The organism is Streptomyces sp. ISL-66, from assembly GCF_018614135.1.
In the GTDB taxonomy this organism is placed as follows: domain Bacteria; phylum Actinomycetota; class Actinomycetes; order Streptomycetales; family Streptomycetaceae; genus Streptomyces.
Map to the genome: position 1 here is coordinate 75,578 of NZ_JAGGOW010000029.1, position 18,082 is coordinate 93,659.

General features: G+C 71.7%; 20 protein-coding genes and 1 pseudogene. 9 read left to right on the forward strand and 12 right to left on the reverse strand.

All coding sequences use genetic code 11. The features are described from left to right. The first annotated feature begins 1 nt into the window (after position 1). Both J7E97_RS05920 and J7E97_RS05925 read left to right on the forward strand, forming a co-directional pair. Positions 2–202 (forward strand): AlpA family transcriptional regulator, encoded by a 201-nt coding sequence (locus tag J7E97_RS05920; RefSeq protein ID WP_215023085.1) that lies wholly within the window; start codon positions 2–4, stop codon positions 200–202. Then, positions 202–1,424: pseudogene (locus J7E97_RS05925) on the forward strand (tyrosine-type recombinase/integrase). The gene J7E97_RS05920 and the pseudogene J7E97_RS05925 overlap by 1 nt, the downstream one beginning before the upstream one ends. A 686-nt stretch (positions 1,425–2,110) precedes the next feature. Here J7E97_RS05925 and J7E97_RS05930 read toward each other — a convergent pair. Then, positions 2,111–2,869 carry a phosphoglyceromutase gene (locus J7E97_RS05930; protein WP_215023087.1) on the reverse strand — a complete coding sequence of 253 codons (759 nt, stop codon included), beginning with the start codon at positions 2,867–2,869 and terminating at the stop codon, positions 2,111–2,113. A gap of 173 nt (positions 2,870–3,042) precedes the next feature. On the opposite strand from J7E97_RS05930, the gene J7E97_RS05935 reads away from it, so the two are divergent. Beyond that, entirely contained in the window at positions 3,043–4,314 is a 1,272-nt protein-coding gene (locus J7E97_RS05935) for an MFS transporter (RefSeq protein WP_215023088.1), read from the forward strand. 107 nt (positions 4,315–4,421) lie between these two features. Here the strand turns inward: J7E97_RS05935 and J7E97_RS05940 are convergent, their stop codons facing one another. Together J7E97_RS05940 and mshA are read right to left on the reverse strand one after the other, a co-directional pair. Beyond that, the gene (locus tag J7E97_RS05940) at positions 4,422–4,931 is read right to left on the reverse strand and encodes a YbjN domain-containing protein (protein WP_215023090.1); all 510 of its coding nucleotides are present in this window, start codon (positions 4,929–4,931) and stop codon (positions 4,422–4,424) included. Beyond that, complete coding sequence (mshA, locus tag J7E97_RS05945; protein WP_374224119.1) at positions 4,924–6,303, reverse strand: D-inositol-3-phosphate glycosyltransferase; 1,380 nt, start codon at positions 6,301–6,303, stop codon at positions 4,924–4,926. Before mshA ends, J7E97_RS05940 begins: the two co-directional genes overlap by 8 nt. Before the next feature lie 164 nt (positions 6,304–6,467). On the opposite strand from mshA, the gene J7E97_RS05950 reads away from it, so the two are divergent. From J7E97_RS05950 to J7E97_RS05960, 3 genes are all read left to right on the forward strand, one after another. Then, complete coding sequence (locus J7E97_RS05950) at positions 6,468–7,277, forward strand: class I SAM-dependent methyltransferase (protein WP_215023092.1); 810 nt, start codon at positions 6,468–6,470, stop codon at positions 7,275–7,277. Positions 7,278–7,401: 124 nt separating this feature from the next. Next, complete coding sequence (locus J7E97_RS05955) at positions 7,402–8,451, forward strand: C40 family peptidase (RefSeq protein WP_215023094.1); 1,050 nt, start codon at positions 7,402–7,404, stop codon at positions 8,449–8,451. A 355-nt stretch (positions 8,452–8,806) separates the two neighbouring features. Next, complete coding sequence (locus J7E97_RS05960) at positions 8,807–10,096, forward strand: PP2C family protein-serine/threonine phosphatase (RefSeq protein ID WP_215023096.1); 1,290 nt, start codon at positions 8,807–8,809, stop codon at positions 10,094–10,096. Between the two features lie 47 nt (positions 10,097–10,143). On the opposite strand, the gene J7E97_RS05965 is transcribed toward J7E97_RS05960, so the two are convergent. The 5 genes from J7E97_RS05965 to J7E97_RS05985 all read right to left on the reverse strand — a co-directional run bounded on the left by J7E97_RS05965 (position 10,144) and on the right by J7E97_RS05985 (position 12,730). Further along, a complete protein-coding gene (locus tag J7E97_RS05965) occupies positions 10,144–10,485 on the reverse strand; it encodes a DUF2516 family protein (RefSeq protein WP_215023098.1) in 342 nt (113 codons plus the stop codon). A 190-nt stretch (positions 10,486–10,675) separates the two neighbouring features. Further along, positions 10,676–11,260, reverse strand: coding sequence for a hypothetical protein (locus J7E97_RS05970; protein WP_215023099.1), 585 nt, complete (start codon positions 11,258–11,260; stop codon positions 10,676–10,678). A gap of 25 nt (positions 11,261–11,285) precedes the next feature. Continuing rightward, on the reverse strand, positions 11,286–11,750 hold the full coding sequence (locus J7E97_RS05975) for a helix-turn-helix domain-containing protein (RefSeq protein ID WP_215023101.1): 465 nt from the start codon (positions 11,748–11,750) through the stop codon (positions 11,286–11,288). Between the two features lie 99 nt (positions 11,751–11,849). Further along, entirely contained in the window at positions 11,850–12,443 is a 594-nt protein-coding gene (locus tag J7E97_RS05980; protein WP_215023103.1) for a hypothetical protein, read from the reverse strand. Further along, a complete protein-coding gene (locus J7E97_RS05985) occupies positions 12,440–12,730 on the reverse strand; it encodes a helix-turn-helix transcriptional regulator (protein ID WP_251053930.1) in 291 nt (96 codons plus the stop codon). Before J7E97_RS05985 ends, J7E97_RS05980 begins: the two co-directional genes overlap by 4 nt. Between J7E97_RS05985 and J7E97_RS35570 the strand changes: the two genes are divergently transcribed. Then, the gene (locus tag J7E97_RS35570; protein ID WP_308346407.1) at positions 12,660–12,908 is read left to right on the forward strand and encodes an SDR family oxidoreductase; all 249 of its coding nucleotides are present in this window, start codon (positions 12,660–12,662) and stop codon (positions 12,906–12,908) included. The two genes, J7E97_RS05985 and J7E97_RS35570, sit on opposite strands and share 71 nt — an antisense overlap. A 106-nt stretch (positions 12,909–13,014) precedes the next feature. Beyond that, positions 13,015–13,380, forward strand: coding sequence for a hypothetical protein (locus J7E97_RS05990; RefSeq protein ID WP_215023105.1), 366 nt, complete (start codon positions 13,015–13,017; stop codon positions 13,378–13,380). 74 nt (positions 13,381–13,454) lie between these two features. Here J7E97_RS05990 and J7E97_RS05995 read toward each other — a convergent pair whose 3' ends face one another. The 3 genes from J7E97_RS05995 to J7E97_RS06005 all read right to left on the reverse strand — a co-directional run bounded on the left by J7E97_RS05995 (position 13,455) and on the right by J7E97_RS06005 (position 16,432). Next, on the reverse strand, positions 13,455–14,264 hold the full coding sequence (locus J7E97_RS05995; protein ID WP_308346408.1) for a putative protein N(5)-glutamine methyltransferase: 810 nt from the start codon (positions 14,262–14,264) through the stop codon (positions 13,455–13,457). Between the two features lie 68 nt (positions 14,265–14,332). Continuing rightward, positions 14,333–15,601: a GNAT family N-acetyltransferase gene (locus J7E97_RS06000; protein WP_374224120.1), complete on the reverse strand. Its 1,269-nt coding sequence runs from the start codon at positions 15,599–15,601 to the stop codon at positions 14,333–14,335. Between the two features lie 177 nt (positions 15,602–15,778). Further along, a complete protein-coding gene (locus J7E97_RS06005; RefSeq protein ID WP_215023110.1) occupies positions 15,779–16,432 on the reverse strand; it encodes an AmfC protein in 654 nt (217 codons plus the stop codon). A 132-nt stretch (positions 16,433–16,564) separates the two neighbouring features. Between J7E97_RS06005 and dtd the strand changes: the two genes are divergently transcribed. Further along, positions 16,565–16,990 (forward strand): D-aminoacyl-tRNA deacylase, encoded by a 426-nt coding sequence (dtd, locus tag J7E97_RS06010; protein ID WP_136213713.1) that lies wholly within the window; start codon positions 16,565–16,567, stop codon positions 16,988–16,990. A gap of 71 nt (positions 16,991–17,061) precedes the next feature. Here dtd and J7E97_RS06015 read toward each other — a convergent pair whose 3' ends face one another. Continuing rightward, on the reverse strand, positions 17,062–18,030 hold the full coding sequence (locus J7E97_RS06015; RefSeq protein WP_215023112.1) for a folate-binding protein YgfZ: 969 nt from the start codon (positions 18,028–18,030) through the stop codon (positions 17,062–17,064). Between the last annotated feature and the right edge of the window lie 52 nt (positions 18,031–18,082).

Sequence of the window (18,082 nt, forward strand, 5' to 3'; positions counted from 1 at the left end):
CATGGCTCGCGCACTGCCTGAGCGATATCTGACCCCGGTCGACCTGGCCGACCTGCTCGGGGTTCCGCTGGAGACCGTCTACCAGTGGCGTCGAAAGCTGACCGGCCCGAAGGGCTTCCGCGTCGGCGTCCATCTCCGTTTCGACCCCGAGGACGTACGCACCTGGGTCGCCTCGCTCATGGACAAGGAGGCGGCTGCCTGATGGCCGGACACATCCAAGACCGCTGGTACAAGACCGAGCCGGGTCCAACCGGCCGCCCCGTACGGGTCAAGACCGAGCGCTACGGCTCAGGGCTGCGGTACCGGGCCCGGTACATCGGCCCGGACGGTACCGAGAAGAGCAAGTCCTTCCCGGACCGCCAGAAGCGCCTGGCTGAGCAGTGGCTGACCCACATCGAGGCCGACATGAGCCGCGGGGCGTACATCGACCCTAAGGCCAGCCGCATCACGTTCCAGCAGTACGCGGAACGCTGGCTCGGCAACCACGGCGCCGACCCGAACACCGGCTTCTCCATGGAGTCGCAGCTCCGGCTACATGCGTTCCCCTACCTGGGAACGCGGCCGCTAGCGTCCTTCCAGCTCGCGCACATCCGGGACTGGGTGGCCGACCTCAAGGCGGCCGGCGTCACCGGGTCGTACGCGAGGGTCATCTACTCCAACGTGCGGAGCGTGCTGAACGCTGCGGTCGATGACACCCTGCTGGCCAAGAACCCCTGTGCGGCTCGGTCCGTGAAGGCTCCGACCGTTGAGGCCAAACGGGTTGGCCCATGGACCGCTGAGCGGGTCTTCGCCGTAAGGGCCGCTCTGCCCGCGCGGTATCGCGCCGCTGTGGACCTGGGGGCCGGATGCGGTCTTCGACAGGGCGAGATCTTCGGGATCGACGTGGATGCGATCGACTTCAAGAACAACACCGTCCACGTGATCCAGCAGCTCAAGCTGAGCCGGAGTAAGGCCGTCTTCGCCTTGCCAGAGGGAGGCAATCTCCGAGACGTGCCCCTGCCTGCGCCCGTCGCCGACGCACTACGCGCGCACATCAAGGCGTGCCCCCGGTGCCCGTGACCCTGCCGTGGGGGACGCAGGCAGGAGAGCTGGTCACGAAAAGACTGCTGTTCACCGCACCCATGGGCAACCACATCTGGCGGAACATGTTCAACAGCGACGAGTGGAAGCCTGCCCTCGCCGCCGCTGGCGTGATCCCCGCCCGCAAGCAGGGCGAACAGACCTACGCCTCCGCCAGGGAGCACGGGATGCACGCTCTGCGGCACTTCTATGCCTCGGTCCTGCTGGACGCCGGAGAGAACGTCAAAGCCCTGGCCGAATACTTAGGTCACACAGATCCGGGCCTCACCCTCCGGGTATACGCACATCTGATGCCCACCAGCAGTAGGCGAACGATGCAAGCGATATCAGCGGTTTACCACTAACCACAAGACGAATCGCAAGCACTAACGCGGACACTAACCGGAGGGGAATTGAGCTCGGAAATGAGGCGCGCAATGCTCGAAATTCAAGCACCACGACCCCCTGGTCCCCGTGACTAACCGCCACCCTTCGCCAGGGTGCGCCAGCTTATGCAAGGCTTCGCCACCCCCCAGGCCAGGCCCTGCACCCAGGACCGACTCACCCAGGCTCACCAAGGCTCATCGACACCCACCGACGCTCATCGAGACTCACGAACACTGACGCCATTTAGGCAACGCGCGGCCATTCACCAGGGAATTTGCGGGTCCTATCAGGCTGTGAGTACAGTTTCAAACGTGGAAAAGGCCGCCTCTGGCAGGAGGCGGCCTTACGTTCCATTTCCGCGTCCATTTTGTCCTGAATCCAGCAGAACTGACCGCTCAACGGAAGGTATCCATGTTCTCACAGCGTGGGCTGAGGATCGACGTCCGAGTAAGGGAACTCCCGCTCGTACTCCTCGGCACAGGTGGCGCGGCCTTGGCTAGTTCGGCCGGCGCTCCGACCGAACTGGTCGCACCTGTCGCACTCCTCGTGGCGCTTCAGCTCTCGTTCAAGCGGCTGTAGCACGGCCCACAGACGGCCCAGAAGCGACAGAAAGCCCCTCACCCGCTGAGAGCCAGCAGGTGAGGGGCTCTTTCGTACGTCAGGGTTACTTCTTGCCCTGGTTCTTGACCGCCTCGATGGCGGCCGCCGCGGCGGCCGGGTCGAGGTAGGTGCCGCCCGGGTTGAGGGGCTTGAAGGAGGCGTCGAGCTCGTACGCGAGCGGGATGCCGGTCGGGATGTTCAGGCCCGCGATGTCGGCGTCGGAGACGCCGTCGAGGTGCTTGACCAGCGCACGCAGGGAGTTGCCGTGCGCGGCGACCAGGACGGTGTGGCCGTCGAGCAGGTCCGGGACGATCGCGTCGTACCAGTACGGCAGCATGCGGACGACGACGTCCTTGAGGCACTCGGTGCGCGGGCGCAGCTCCGGCGGGATGGAGGCGTAGCGCGGGTCCTCGGACTGGGAGAACTCCGTACCGTCTTCGAGCTCCGGCGGCGGGGTGTCGTACGAGCGGCGCCACAGCATGAACTGCTCTTCGCCGAACTCGGCGAGGGTCTGGGCCTTGTCCTTGCCCTGGAGGGCGCCGTAGTGGCGCTCGTTCAGGCGCCAGGAGCGGTGGACGGGGATCCAGTGGCGGTCGGCGGCCTCGAGCGCCATCTGCGCGGTGCGGATCGCGCGCTTCTGGAGCGAGGTGTGCACGACGTCGGGGAGCAGGCCGGCGTCCTTGAGCAGCTCACCGCCGCGGACCGCCTCCTTCTCGCCCTTCTCGTTGAGATTGACGTCCACCCAGCCGGTGAACAGGTTCTTCGCGTTCCATTCGCTCTCGCCGTGGCGGAGGAGGATCAGCTTGTACGGTGCGTCGGCCATGCGTACGAGCCTAATGGACGCGCCCGGGCGCTCGCGCGCGGTGTGGACGAGGTGTGGACGGGGTGTGGACGGCCCCCGATTGACGGCAGCCGTCAATCCAGTGGCTCTGCGGGCCCCGCATCCGTAGGGTGCGCACTACAAGAGGGACGCTTACATCGCCGGGGGGATTCCGTATGTCCGTTGCCAGTTTGAGACGGGCCGCTCAGGAGAGCGTGTCGGGCCTGCCGCGCGAGTTCTGGTGGCTCTGGACGAGCACGCTGGTCAACCGGCTCGGGGCCTTCGTCGCCACGTTCATGACCTTGTACCTGACGCTGGAGCGGGGCTATTCGGCCTCGTTCGTGGGGCTCGTGGTCGCCCTCCACGGCCTCGGCGGTGTGGTCTCGTCGGTGGTCGCGGGCGTGCTGACGGACCGGCTCGGCCGGCGGCCCACGCTGGTCGCGGCGCAGGCCTCGACCGCGTTCGCGGTGGCGCTGCTCGGCTTCATGGAGCACCCGGCGGCGATCGCCGTGGTGGCGATGCTGGTCGGCATGACCTCGAACGCCTCGCGCCCGGCGGTGCAGGCGATGATGGCGGACATCGTCCGTCCCGAGGACCGGGTACGGGCGTTCGCGCTGAACTACTGGGCCATCAACCTCGGCTTCGCCGTGAGCTCGATGGTGGCGGGCTTCATCGCCGAGTACAGCTACCTCGCCGGGTTCCTCGGCGAGGCTGCCCTGACGCTGGCCTGCGCGGTGCTCGTGTACATCAAGCTGCCGGAGTCGCGGCCCGTGCGGACCGAGGCGGAGAAGGCGGCCGCCGAGCCGGAGATCGGGCTGGGGACGGTGTTGCGGGACGGCCGGTTCATGGGTGTGGTCGGGCTGTCCTTCCTGATCTCGCTGATCTTCATGCAGGGGTCCTTCGGGCTGCCGCTCGCGATGGGTGCGGCCGGCTTCTCCACAGCCGAATTCGGCCTGGTCATCGCCGTCAACGGGCTGCTGATCGTGCTGCTGCAGATCCCGGTCACGCGTCTCATCGAACGCCGGGACCCGCAGAAGCTGCTGGTCGTCTCGGCGCTGCTGGCGGGGTACGGGTTCGCGCTGACGGCCTTCGGCGGTTCGGTGTGGAGCCTGGCGCTGACCGTCTGCGTGTGGACGCTGGCCGAGATCATCAACTCGCCGACCCAGATGGGGCTGGTCGCGCGGCTCTCCCCGGTGCACGGGCGCGGCCGCTACCAGGGCATGTACACGCTGTCGTGGGCGGTGGCCTCGCTGGTCGCTCCGCTGATGGCGGGCTTCGTGATCCAGCACTACGGCGCGGGGTGGCTGTGGACCTCGATGGCGGTCCTGGGCATGGTGGCGGCGCTGGGGTACTGGCTGCTGATGCGGGGGCTCTCCGACGGTGACGGGGCCCCGGCCGCGCTCGCCCCGGTTCTCGTGGTGAAGCCCGCGGCCGCCGAGGTGGTGTAGGCGGTCGTCGTGAGAACCGGCCCGGCGGCGGGCCGGGTCTCACGACGGCCGCGTCAGACGCCCGCGTCAGACGCGCGCGTCACGACGGCGGCGTCACGTCGACCGCGTCAGGACGGCTGCGTCAGGTGCTTGAACGCGTCGAGGTTGCGGGTGGACTCGCCGCGCGAGACCCGCCATTCGTACTCCCGCCGGATCGCGCTCGCGAAGCCCAGTTCCAGCAGCGTGTTGAACGCGCCGTCCGCCGCCTCCAGGACCGTCCCGAGCAGTCGGTCCAGGTCCTCCGGGGTGATCACGGAGAGGGGGAGGCGGGCCGTCAGGTAGACGTCGCCGAGCGCGTCGACCGCGTAGGCCATGCCGTAGAGCTTGAGGTTGCGCTCCAGCAGCCAGCGGTGGACGGCCGCTTCGTTCTCGTCGGGGTGGCGGATCACGAAGGCGTTGACCGACAGGGAGTGCTTGCCGGCCTTGAGCGAGCAGGTGGTGCTCAGCTTGCGGGTGCCGGGGAGCTGGACTACGTAGGTGCCCGGCGAGGGGCTCTCCCAGCCCAGCTCCGCGCCGGTGAGGACTGCCTCGATGATCTCGGCGGTGCTCGCGTCGGTCTTGTCCTGGGCGTCAGCCATGGTGGGAGCGTACGCGACGGCGGTGGTCGAACATCGCCGCGGTGTACACGTCCGCCGTGCCGCTCGCCGCGGTGTCCCAGCCGAAGAACTGCGCGTGCCGGGCCGCGGCCGCACCCATCCGCTCCGAGAGCGCCGGGTCGTCCACGAAGCGCCGTAGCTCGCGGGCGTAGTCCACCGGGGCGTGGCCGGGTACGAGGATGCCCGTCACCCCGTCGTTGACGGCGACCGGCAGCCCGCCGACGGCGGCGGCCAGTACGGGGGTGCCGGCGGCCTGGGCCTCTATGGCGACGAGCCCGAAGGACTCGCTGTACGAGGGCATGACCAGTACGGACGCCGCCCGGAACCAGTCCGCGAGGGCGTCCTGCGCCACCGGCGGGTGGAAGTGCACGAGGTCGGCGATGCCGAGCTTCGCGGCCAGCTTCTGCAGCCCCTCCGGCTTCGCGAGCCCGCTGCCGCTGGGCCCGCCGACGACGGGTACGAACAGCCGGGAGCGCAGCGCCGGATCCCGGTCCACCAGCTCCGCGACGGCCCGCAGCAGGATGTCGGGAGCCTTGAGCGGCTGGATGCGGCCCGCGAAGAGGGGGATGACGGCGTCCCGCGGCAGCCCGAGGCGGGCGCGGGCGGCGGCCCGGCCGTCGGCGACGGCGAAGCGGTCGAGGTTCACGCCGGGGTGGACGACGGCGACCTTGGCGGGGTCGGCCTCGTAGTGGATGACGAGCTCGTCGGCTTCCTCGGCGGTGTTCGCGATGAGGCGGTCGGCGGCGGCGACGATCTGCGTCTCGCCGATGACGCGGGCGGCGGGCTCGGGGGTGTCGCCCTCGGCGAGGGCCGCGTTCTTGACCTTGGCCATGGTGTGCATGGCGTGCACGAGGGGGACGCCCCAGCGTTCGGCGGCGAGCCAGCCGACGTGGCCGGAGAGCCAGTAGTGGGAGTGGACGAGGTCGTAGTAGCCGGGGCGGTGGCCTGCCCAGGCCTGCATGACGCCGTGGGTGAAGGCGCACAGCTGGGCCGGCAGCTCCTCCTTGGCTAGGCCCTCGTACGGGCCCGCGTCCACGTGCCGTACCAGGACTCCGGGCGCGAGCTCGACCACGGGCGGCAGGCCGCCGGTGGTGGCCCGGGTGAAGATCTCGACCTCGATGTTGATCGCGGCGAGGCGCTTGGCGAGCTCGACGATGTACACGTTCATGCCGCCGGCGTCGCCGGTGCCCGGCTGGTGCAGCGGCGAGGTGTGGACGCTCAGCATGGCGACGCGGCGCGGCTTGCGGTGGCCGCCGACGGCGGGCATGCGCAGGCGCGGCGGGTCGTGGCGGGTGGCGGAGCGGCCCGCGGCCGCGGCGATCCGGCCGCCGAGGCGGGACACGTACTGGCTCAAGGGAGCAGTTCCTCTCGCTCGGACGGCATGGCGCGGGGAGCGCGGTCGGCGCTCTTCTAGGAGTGCAACCCGGTCGGCCGCGTCCCGCATTCCGGGGGCGGGGGCTTTCCTGCGGTGTTTGCCGGATTTTTATCGGGTGGGAGTCCTCCGCTTACTCTCTGCTCATGGCCTCCCGCTCCACCCCTCCCCCACGTCGCCCCGTCGGCACGGTGACCCGCGGGACGACGAACCCGAACCGCTTGCGCCGCATGGACCGCTGGATCGCGGCGACGCACGGGGCGGTCCTGCGGCGCGCGGACGCGCCCGTGGCGGTGGACCTCGGCTACGGGGCCGCGCCCTGGACCGCGGTGGAGCTGCTGGCGCGGCTGCGGGAGGCGGCTCCGGCGGTGCGGGTGGTGGGCATCGAGATCGAACCGGCGCGGGTCGCGGGCGCGAAGCCGTACGAGCGGGAGGGCCTGAGCTTCCGGCACGGCGGCTTCGAGGTGCCGCTGGAGGGCGGGGTCCGGCCGGCGCTGATCCGCGCGGCGAACGTGCTGCGCCAGTACGACGAGGAGCAGGTCGCGGAGGTCTGGGAGCGGTTGTGTTCCCGGCTGTCCCCGGACGGGCTGCTGGTGGAGGGGACCTGCGACGAGATCGGGCGGCGGCACGTATGGGTCGCACTGGGGCCCGAAGGGGCGCGCACGGTGACCTTCGCTACCCGGCTGGGCTCCCTGGAGCGCCCGTCGGACCTGGCGGAGCGGCTGCCCAAGGCGCTGATCCACCGCAACGTTCCCGGCGAGCCGGTGCACGCGTTCCTGCGGGACTTCGACCGGGCGTGGGCGGCCGCGGCGCCCTACGCCTCGTACGGGGCGCGGCAGCGCTGGATCCGGACGGCGCGGGCGCTGGCCGCGGACTGGCCGCTGGCGGACGGGCCGGTGCGGTGGCGTCAGGGGGAACTGACGGTGCGGTGGGACGCGTTGAGACCTGGGGGATGAGGGGGTCGTGGGGGACGGATCGGGTGGATATCCACAAGGGTGTTGGAATTCACCTACTCGTGGCACCATCCCGAAGGCAATGACAAGTTACTGACGGATAATCAATCAGGTGCCTGGGGGGACCATGGGGACACGACGGCGGGGTTCGATCGCCCTGACACTGCTATGCGCGACGGCACTTCTGACCGCGCCCGGCTTCGCGGTCGGCACCGCGTTCGCGGCGCCCGAGCCCCCGGTGGGCAAGTCTCTGGAGCAGGTCCGCAAAGAAATAGAGGACCTCTACCGCGCGGCCGGCGCGGCCACGGACGCGTACAACTTGGCGGAGAGCGAGACCAGGACCCAGTCCGCGAAGATCGTCCAGATCGCCAACCTGGTCGTCGCCGGCAAGGACCGGATCACGGGCCTCAAGAGCCGCGCGGGCGCGGCCGCGCGCGCCCAGTACCGGTCGGGCGGGCTGCCGCCGGGCGCGCAGCTGGCCATGAGCAACAACCCGACGCAGTTCCTGGACGGGGCGGACCGGCTGCGCCAGGGCGAGAAGGCCGCCTCGGACCTGCTCTCCGAACTGAACCGGACCCAGAGCGACTTGCAGCAGTACGCGAAGGACGCGAGCGCGCACTGGGAGCTGCTGGAGGCCAACCGGCTCAAGCAGGAGGGCTCGAAGAAGCAGATCGAGGAGAAGATCAAGGCCGCGGAGGAGCTGGAGAGCAAGCTGGAGGCCGAGCAGAAGGCCAAGCTGATGCAGCTGGAGCAGGAAGCGCAGTACAAGGCTCAGACGGCGTGGCTGTCGACGGGCGCGCTGAAGGAATCCACGGGCTCGGCGAGCTCGGAAGCCGGCAGGAAGGCCGTGCGGTTCGCGACGGCGCAGATCGGCAAGGCGTACGTGTGGGGTGCGGAGGGGCCGGATACCTTCGACTGCTCCGGCCTGACCTCGCAGGCCTGGCGGGCGGCGGGCAAGGCGATCCCGCGCACGTCCCAGGAGCAGCTGCGGCTGCCGAAGGTCGCGATCAAGGACATGCGTCCGGGCGACCTGATCATCTACTTCGACGACGCCAGCCACGTCGGGTTGTACGTCGGGGACGGCGCGATCATCCACGCTCCGCGTCCGGGCCGCAACGTCACCCTGGCGGGCGCGGGCTCGATGCCCATCAAGGCGGTGGTCCGGCCGGACGCGTAGGCGGGGGCGGGACGAGGGCGGGGCACGGCTGCGGGCTCCGGGGCCGAAGGCTCCCGGGCTCCCGGGATCCGCAGCTCCGGCCGGAAGCCTCGGCTCCGGCCGGAAGCCTCTGCTCCGGATCCGGCACGCGTCGGGGCTCCGGCCCGGGGCCACCGGCCGGCCAGGCGGACATCTCGGTGGGCGGGACGCCGCGCCCCGCCGCCGTGACGTTGGTCATCGAGGGCGCGGGCTTTCCCCCGCGATAACGGCATATGACGGAGCCACCCGCCAGGCCCGGCATTCCGCTCGCACCACCCGCCCGCTAGGGTCGCCCCGGACGAGCGCACCCCCGAGGGTCGGGAAGGAACCGGAGACGATGCCCGCACCCGTACCCCCGCCCGCCCCCTTGCCGAGGCAGAGGGACGTGACGGCCGCCGAGAGCGGATCGGGGAGCCTGTACGGCCAGGCCTCGCTCACCCTCCTGGTGATCGAGGACGACCCGGCCGGCGGCCTCACCGTGCCCGAGATACTCGACGCCGACGGCCACCGCATCCGGCTGCGCAGTGCCCGCAACCTCACCGAGGCCGCCCGCCTGCTCACGCCCGACGTGAACTGCGTGCTGCTCGACCTCGCACTCCCGCACGGCTCGGTCGGCTCGGCGGCCGGCGCGGCCGGTTCCGGCGACCCCGCCGATCCGCTCGCCGCCCTGCGCCAGGTGCTCCGTATCGCACCAGGGCATGCCGTCCTCGTGCTCACCTCCGAGGCCGACGCGGAGCGCGCCGCGGACGCCGTGCGCGTGGGAGCCCAGGACTTCCTGTTCCGCGACGAGCTCGACGGGCGGCTGCTGAGCCGCGCCATCCGCTACGCGGTGGAGAGAAAGCGGGCGGACATCGCCCAGTACAAGCTTGCAGAATCGAAACTGCGGGCCCAGGAGAACGCCCGCCTGGAGCGCGGACTGCTCCCGCACCCGCTCCTGGAGGGCTCCGACCTCCGTTTCGCCGCGCGCTACCGCCCCGGCCGCAGCCGAGCCCTCCTCGGCGGGGACTTCTACGACACCGTCCGCACCCCCGACGGCACCGTCCACGCGATGATCGGCGACGTCTGCGGCCACGGCCCGGACGAGGCCGCCCTCGGCGTCGAGCTGCGCATCGCCTGGCGTGCGCTGACCCTGGCCGGGCTGTGCGGAGACGACCTGCTCGCCACCCTCCAAGAGGTCCTCGAAGTCGAGCGTCCCTGCGAGGAGATCTTCGCGACGCTCTGCACGGTGGACATCGCCCCGGACGGACGCCGCGCGGGCCTGTGCCTGGCGGGCCATCCGGCGCCGCTGATCTCCAGGCCGGGCCGCCCCGCGCGACTCCTCCCGTACGAGGACAGCGGTCCGGCGCTCGGCTTGCTGCCCCGGGCCCGCTGGCCCCGCCGCCAGGTCGAGCTGGGCGGCACGTGGAGCCTGATGCTGTACACCGACGGCCTGATCGAGGGCCGGATCGGCCCCGGCAGGGAACGCCTCGGACAGGACGGAATGGTCGAGATGATCAACCGCCATCTGGACTCGGGGCTGAGCGGCGAAGGCCTGTTGGAAGCCGCGGTCACCGAAGCCCGCCGCCTCAACGGCGGGGAGCTGACCGACGACGTCGCCGTCGTCCTGCTCTCGCGCGCCGAAGGCTGAGGCCGGGGAACCCGCCCCGGCCCTCCACCACAGCCGGCGCCGAACCGCTAACGACCGCCGTTGTAGGGCCCGTACGGCCCGTCGCTGCTGCTGCCGCCGCTGCGCCGGCCGCCACCGCCCGAGACCTGCTTGAGCGCGGGGCGCACGTCGACGAAGAAGACGATGCTGGCGACCAGGCCGGCGATCTCCAGGAAGAGCATCCCGAGGAAGAAGTCCACGAGGACGGTGACGCCGAGGATGACCAGCCAGAAGGTCTTGGTCTGCTTGTCGGCCGCGCGGTACGCGTCCTCGCGGGCCAGCAGCGCGACCACGAAGGCCGCGACGGCGAGCCCGAGCATGGCGTATCCGAGGAGCGGGAGCACCCTGGTGTCGAACCCGTTCATCAACATCGTCTGACCGCCTTCTCACGCCTCGCACGCCGGATGCCGCCTGCCTCCAAGCTACCGGCAGAGCCGCCTTCGCAAACACCAACGGACCGGACGCCCCTCGGGTGCCCGGTCCGTCGCGTCGTACTCAGCGCGTCGTGCTCAGCCGTCGTGCTCGGCTCTCGCACTCAGCTCTCGTGCTCAGCTCCCGTGCTCAGCTCTCGTCGGCCGCGGCCGCGGCTTCCTTCTTGGCCGGGGCCTTGCGCGCGGCGGCCTTCTTCGGCGCCGGCTTCGCCTCGGCGGCGGCCGGCTCGGTGACCGGCTCCGCCTTCGCCTTCGCCTCGGGCTGGGCCTTCGGCTCGGACTCCGGCTCGACGACGACGGCGATGTCGACGATCTCCTCGGAGACCTCGCCGCGCCAGGCCCGTACGGTCTGCTCACCGTGCTCGGCGACCTTGTCGTAGGCCTCCTTGGCCTTGACCGCGTACTCGGCGGCCACGCCGACCCCGCGCAGGGCCAGGTCCTGGGCGGTCTCGCCGAGCTTCTTCGCGTCGATCGCCCCGAACACCTCGGCGACCTTGGCGCTGACCGCCTCCTGGGCCTCCTTGGCCTTCTCCTGGACGACCTTCGGGTCGGTGTTGCGCACGGCCTCGATGCGCGCGGGGGCCTCGGCGCGCAGCTGCTCGATGAGACCGGGCACCTTCTTGGCCTGCTGCACGGCGAGGTCGGCGGTGCCGGCGGCGAAGTAGAGCGGGGTCGGGTCGGTGAGGGTCTTCTTCAGGTCATCGGCGATGGCCATGTGCTGGTCCTCCCGGATCACAGTCTCAGTTCGTGTGGTGCGTCTGGGCATCGGTGCCGTCGGTGGTGCCGCCGCCATCGGCGGTAACACCGGGGTCGGCTGAGCCGGCGGCATCGGCATCGGCTCGCGCCCGTGCCTCCGCCTCGGCGGCGTTCTCCTTGCGGAAGGACTCGTAGATCTGGAGCAGCACCTGCTTCTGCTGCTCACCGATGGACGGATCGGCGAGGATCACGGCCCTCGTCTCGACCTCGTCCCGGTCCCGTTCGTCCAGGATTCCGGCCTGCACGTACAGCGTCTCGGCGGAGATCCGCAGCGCCTTGGCGAGCTGCTGGAGGATGTCCGCGCTCGGCTTGCGCAGCCCGCGCTCGATCTGGCTGAGGTACGGGTTCGACACCCCGGCCGCATCGGCCAGCTGCCGCAGCGAAAGCTGCGCCTGCCGCCTCTGCTCACGCAGGTATTCGCCGAGGTTCCCGACGTTGAGCGATGCCATGCCCCGATCCTGCCGCACCTTGCTAACTATTGCAAGCACCCGCTTGCAATAACTCGCAGACCGCCGCTGCCGCCCTTCGCCCGGCGTGCCGCTGTCCGCTCAGTCGGCGGAGTGGAACTCAGGGCGGGTCCAGAGGGTGAGGTCGCTGCTGGTGGCGACCGCCAGGGTGAGGCCGGAGGGGGAGAAGCCGGCGGCGCGGAGTTCCGAGTAGTCGGAGTGGAAGACGTGCCACCACGTCCCCCCTGCCGGTCCTTGGTGCGCTCCGCCGTCGGCGGACAGGATCGCCCGGTCGTGGGGCCACTCGGGGCTGACGACGTCCAGGGCCCAGCCGTCCGGTGTGGTGCTGTGCAGGCCGCCGCCGAAGAGCCCGGCGATGTGGACCCGGGTGCTCTCGATCGGGCCGAGCCCGGGGCAGGTGAGGTCCGGTGACGCGTCGGGGGTGCTGGTGTCGGGGTCAGGATCCCGGTCGCGGGCGATCTTCTCGCCGGTGACCGCGTCGAAGAGGCCGTGGCCGTCACGCGACACGACCATGACGAGGTCGTGCCCGCTGTCGGGATGGACGGCGAAGCCGATGCCGAGCAGACCCCCCACAGGAGTCCTATGGTCCGTCACCGACCGCCACGGCTCCGGGGCCCGCATAACGTCGGCGGCGATGTAGCGCTCGCGCAGCTGCTGCTGGTACTCCGTGATCAAGTCGTCTCCTCGGTTCCCTCCGCGTCGAGCGTCGGCGGCGTGGCGGCGAGGACGGCGGCTAGGAGTCCCGGGAAGCGGGCGTCGAGGTCTTCGCGGCGCAGCTCCACGGCCCTGTAGCGGCCGACCTTGTGTTCGCGCGTCACCCCGGATTCGCACAGTACGCGCCAGTGGAAGGTGGCGGTGGCCTTGGTGACGCTCATCGGGAGGCTGCCGCAGGTGCGCTCCCCCTCAGAGGCGGCGAGTTCGCGCAGGATGCCGATCCGGACGGGGTGGCCGAGGGCCGCCAGGACGTCCTCGACGAGGAGCTGGCCCGAGGACCCGGAGTTCCTCGCCGAGATCCCCGCCGGCCGGTACGCCACCACGGAGGAGATCGGCAAGCTCGCCCGCTTCCTCGTGTCCGACGACGCCGCGTACATCAACGGCGAGTCCATCCGCATCGACGGCGGCGCCGCCCGCTCCCTGTAACCCCGGCACCCCGGCACCCCGGCACCCCGGCAACCCCCGTAACCAGAGCCCGAGCTGAGTACGTCTACGGATGGTGCCGGACCGGCCACCGGGACAAGATCGGTGCGTGACCAACTCCTCCGCACCGACGACCGGGAACCGGCGCACGGCCGTCGTGCTCCTCGTCCTGACGGTCCTGCTCCTGCTGCCCCCGGTGCTCTTCTGGTACCACAGCGCCCAGGAGGCCCTCGCGCACAAGAGCGGCTCCGACTGGCGGGGCAATCACCGGACGAAGCAGGGCCTGGAGTACGCCGCGCTGGTGATCGCCGGCGTGCCCGCCCTCGGGGCCCTGACCGGCTGGGCCTGCGGCAGTGCGAAGGGGCGCCCCGGGACCTGGACGGTGGGCGGGGCTTTCGTGGGCACCCTGGTGCTGTGGGGTGTCCTCATCGTCGCCGTGTTCGTTTCCCTCAGCCGCGCACAGTTCTTCGTCTGAGGCGGAGGGAGCGGAGGGGGCGGAGGGAGGAGAGCCGGGAGCGAGCGGGCGGTGCCCGGCCGGCGCCCGGCCGGCTACGCCGTCGCGATGACCACCGTCGCGTAGTACTCCTCCGAGGTCACCGCCCGCACGGACAGTCCGGCCGCCGCCAGGGCCGATGCCGTGACCGGGGACTGGCGGGCGCTCGTCTCGATCAGCAGCCGCCCGCCCGGCGCCAGCCAGGGCGGGGCGCCGGCCGCGACCCGGCGGTGGATGTCCAGGCCGTCCGCGCCGCCGTCGAGGGAGGCGGGCGGCTCGTGGTCGCGGGCCTCCGCCGGAAGCAGGCCGATCTCGGACGTCGGGACGTACGGGGCGTTGACCACGAGGACGTCCACGCGGCCCCGGAGCTCGGCCGGGAGGGCCGAGTACAGGTCGCCCTCCCAGACCTGCCCGCCGTACGCGGCCACGTTGCGCCGGGCGTACGCGAGCGCGAGCGGGTCGATGTCGGCGGCGTGCAGTTCGGCGCCGGGCACCTGCGCGGCCACCGCCGCGCCCAGCGCGCCCACCCCGCAGCACAGGTCCACGACCACCGCGCCGGGACGGGCCGACGCCACCGCCTGCTGGGCCAGGAACTCGCTGCGCCGGCGCGGTACGAAGGCCCCTTCGCCGACCTCCATCCGCAGACCGCAGAACTGCGCCCAGCCGACCACGTGTTCCAGCGGTTCGCCCGCCACCCGCCGGGCCGCCAGCCGGGCCAGGTGCCCCTCGTCCTCGGCGGCGGCCCGCAGCAGCTCCGCCTCCTCCTCCGCGAAGACGCAGCCCGCCGCACGCAGGAGTTCCACCAGCGCCGCCGGTGCGGCCGGTTCCGCCGGTTCCGCCGGTGTGGCGGGCGCCGCCGGAGTCACGGGAGTTGAGGGCGTTACAGGTGTCGCGGGTGTCGAAGGCGTCGAGGGTGTCGTCATGTTTCCCATCCTCAGAAGACGTCCGGGCACCACGGGCGCCGGGGCGTACGGAACACCGCGTCCGCGAGCGCCAGTACGCCCGGCCGCGCCCCGGCCGCCACGGTGATCTCGCCGAGCGCGGCCAGCCGCACCGCCGACTCGTCGCCGAGGTACAGCGACCCCAACGTGCCTATGGCGAGGCGGAGGTCGGCCGGTTCGTCCGTCCGTACGCAGTCCCCCGCGCCCGCGTCCAGCCGGTAGCGGCCGTCCGCCAGTCCGTCCCGGTCCTCGACCTCCAGGACGAGGACCCCCTCCGTCGCGTACGTCCGCGCGCGCAGGGCCCGTACGACGTCCAGCAGCCGCACCCACAGCCAGTCCGCGTGGGTCACCACGCGGGCGGCGCGGGCGTCGGGCAGCAGCCGGGCGACGAGGTCGTCGGGGGCGCGGAAGCCGGTGCGGACCGCGAGCACCCAGTCGATGGAGCACAGGAACTCCCACAGCGCCCGCTCCGCGTCGGGGGTGAGCGCGAGCAACTGCTGGACCCGCACGGTGTTCTGCGGGACCTTCGCGTCCGTCCAGTGATCGGCCGAGGCGTAGGAGACCAGACCGGTCACCTCACCCGCCGCCGTCCGGTACACGGCGTTGAACTTCTCCTTGAACGGGCGGTGCGACCACTCCTCCACTCCGGTGGCCAGCCGCCACCAGCGCGCGTCGCGGCTCACCGCGCCGGGCGTGACCGCCCGCAGGCGCTCGTGCAGCTCGGGGCCCACCTTGCGGACCACCGCCTCGTCCACCAGCTCGATCCGCCCGGCGGCCACACCGCCGCCCGGTCCGGACGCCGGACGCCGCCCGGCCAGTCCGGTGCGCGGTACGTCGATCTCCCATTCCGAGACGGAGGTCGCGGGACCGTACCCGTGGCGCCCGTAGATCGGGTACTCGGCGGCGATCAGCGTCGACAGCACGTCACCGCGCGCCTTCGCGGCGGCCAGCTCGGCGGCCATCATCCGCGTCAGCAGTCCGCGCCGGCGGTGCGTGGGCAGTACGGCGACGTTCGTGACGGCGCTCGACGCTACGAACGCCCCGCCCGGCACGGTCAGTTCCTGCGAGAAGGAGCGGAGGGTCGCCGCGCACCGGCCGGTGGCGGTGTCGAACCCACCCAGCATCCGGGCCGTGTCGCTGTACTCGGCGCACTGGGCGACATCGCCCTCGGTCGGGGTCTCCATGCGCAGGAAGCCGGTGTTCAGGGCCCGCAGCCACTCGGGGATCTCGGATTCGGCGATCGGCCTGACGTCCACGTTCACGTCAGCGTTTACGTCCACGTCAGCGTTCATAGCGGCCCACGCTAATCGCCCCGCCGTGGCGCGTCGCCAGGTTTTTCTCCGGTGCGTACGGCCCTGCCGTCCACGGACCCGCTGTCCACGGACCCACCGCGCACCGAGCCGCCGCGTACCGAGCCGCCGCGTACGGTCCGGGCCCGCTCAGGCCAGCAGGTCGTCCACCTGGGCCTCGCCCTCCCGGTAGCGCCGGGTGATCTCCGTACTGCAGCCGTCCGCCGTGCGCTGGAGCTGCTGGCGGCGGCGCGAGACCTGCTGTTCGTAGCGCACGAGCCGGGCCATGCCCTCGTGCAGTTCCTCGTCGGTCCGCGCGCCCAGGTCCGACAGCTCCACGTCGGACAGCATCTCGGCCGCGAGCAGCCGGTACTCCTCCCCGTGCGGGGTGCCGAGCGTGACGTGCCGGGCGGAGGCGCTGCGGCTGGACGGGGCGTCCGCGAGGATCTCCGACAGCCGGTCCACCACCGGCGTCTCCGGATCCGTCCGCCGGGCGAGCTCGGCGCGCAGGATGTCGATGCGGCCCTGGAGCAGCCGCCGTACGTAGCTCAGGTCGGCCTCGTCGCGCTGCGCGTCGCGGCGCAGCGCGCGCAGCTCCGGGAGGCCGAGCGCGGTGGTCGGTGTCGGCGCGGCCGCTCCGGTGCCGGTGCCCGTGCCGATGCCGGTGCCCGTGCCCGTGCCGGAACCGGAACCGGCGCCGGTTCCGGTGCGCTGCGTGGGCGGCCGCAGGGCCGACGCGTCGGTGGGCACAGCGAGTGTAGCGGGCACAGCGGGTGCAGGTGCGGAGGTACCAGAAATGTTCATGCGTTCGTGTCCGTCCCCTCGACCGGTGCTGGGGGCACCGCCTGCGTGCATCGTGCCACTCTCCGTGGTGCCGACGCAGTCCCACTCCACCCGATCGGCCCCGGACGGGTGCACGCCTGGTACACAGGTGGTATGCGAGCAGTGGTGCAGAGGGTGGACGGCGCGAGCGTCGTGGTGGCCGGCGAGACCGTCGGGGAGATCGTCGGCGAGGGGCTGTGCGTCCTGGTGGGGGTGACCCACGACGACACCCCGGAGAAAGCGGCGCTGCTGGCGCGCAAGCTGTGGTCGGTGCGGATCCTGGAGGCGGAGAAATCGTGCAGCGACGTGAACGCGCCGCTGCTGGTGATCTCCCAGTTCACCCTCTACGGAGACGCCCGCAAGGGCCGCCGCCCCACCTGGAACGCGGCCGCGCCCGGCCCGGTCGCCGAGCCCCTCGTGGACGAGGTCGTGGCGCAGCTGCGGGCGCTGGGCGCGACGGTGGAGACGGGCCGGTTCGGCGCGGACATGCGGGTCTCGCTGACCAACCACGGCCCGTTCACCATCGTCATCGACATCTAGCGCGGCAACCGCCGGAACCCGGGGCCCGGGCCCCGGGCCCCGCGGGCCGTGGCGCTACGGCGGCCGTGGCACTACGGCGCTACGACGACCTCCTGCGCGGCCGCCGTGTTGCCGGCCAGCAGCGGCGCGTCCACCGGAACGTTCCGCTTGACCAGCGCGAGCGCGATCGGACCGAGCTCGTGGTGGCGGACGGCCGTGGTCACGAAGCCCAGCTGGCGGCCCTCGTCGCCGTCCGCGGCCAGCCGTACGGGCGCCCCGTGGGCCGGCAGCAGCACCTCGGAGCCGTCCAGGTGCAGGAAGACGAGCCGGCGCGGCGGCTTCCCCAGGTTGTGGACGCGGGCGACGGTCTCCTGGCCGCGGTAGCAGCCCTTCTGCAGGTGCACGGCGGTGCCGATCCAGCCCAGCTCGTGCGGGATGGTCCGGTGGTCGGTCTCCTGGCCGAGCCGCGGCCGGTGGGCCTCGACGCGCAAGGCCTCGTAGGCGAGCAGGCCGGCGGCCGGGCCGTGGGAAGCCGCGAAGGCCTCCAGCTCGGCGCGGGGCAGGAAGACGTCGCGGCCGTACGGGGTCTCCCGTACGGCGTGCTCCTTGGCGATCTCGGCGATGGAGCCGGCCGGCAGGTGCACGAGGGCGAAGTCGGCGGTGGCGTCCGCGACTTCCACGCGGTAGAAGAACTTCATCGACTCCAGGTAGGCGATGAGCGCCTCCTGGGTTCCGGGCTCGACGTGCATCCACATCGTCTCGCCGTCGTCGACGAGGTAGAGCGCGTGCTCGATGTGGCCGTTCGCGGAGAGGATCAGCGCCTCGGTGGCCTGGCCGGCGGGGAGCTCGGTGACGTGCTGAGTGATCAGCAGGTGCAGCCAGCTCAGCCGGTCCGGGCCGGTGACGGTGACGACCCCGCGGTGGGAGAGGTCGACGAAGCCGCGTCCGTCGGCGAGGGTGCGCTGTTCTCCGTACAGCTCTCCGTAGTGGGCGGCGACGCCCTCGTCGCGGCCTTCGGCCGGTACGGCGCCGGGGAGATGGAGCAAGGGGCTGCTGGTCATGCCACCAGCCTACGACCCAGCCCGGCGGGCTCCTAGTGTCCTGAGTCTCGGA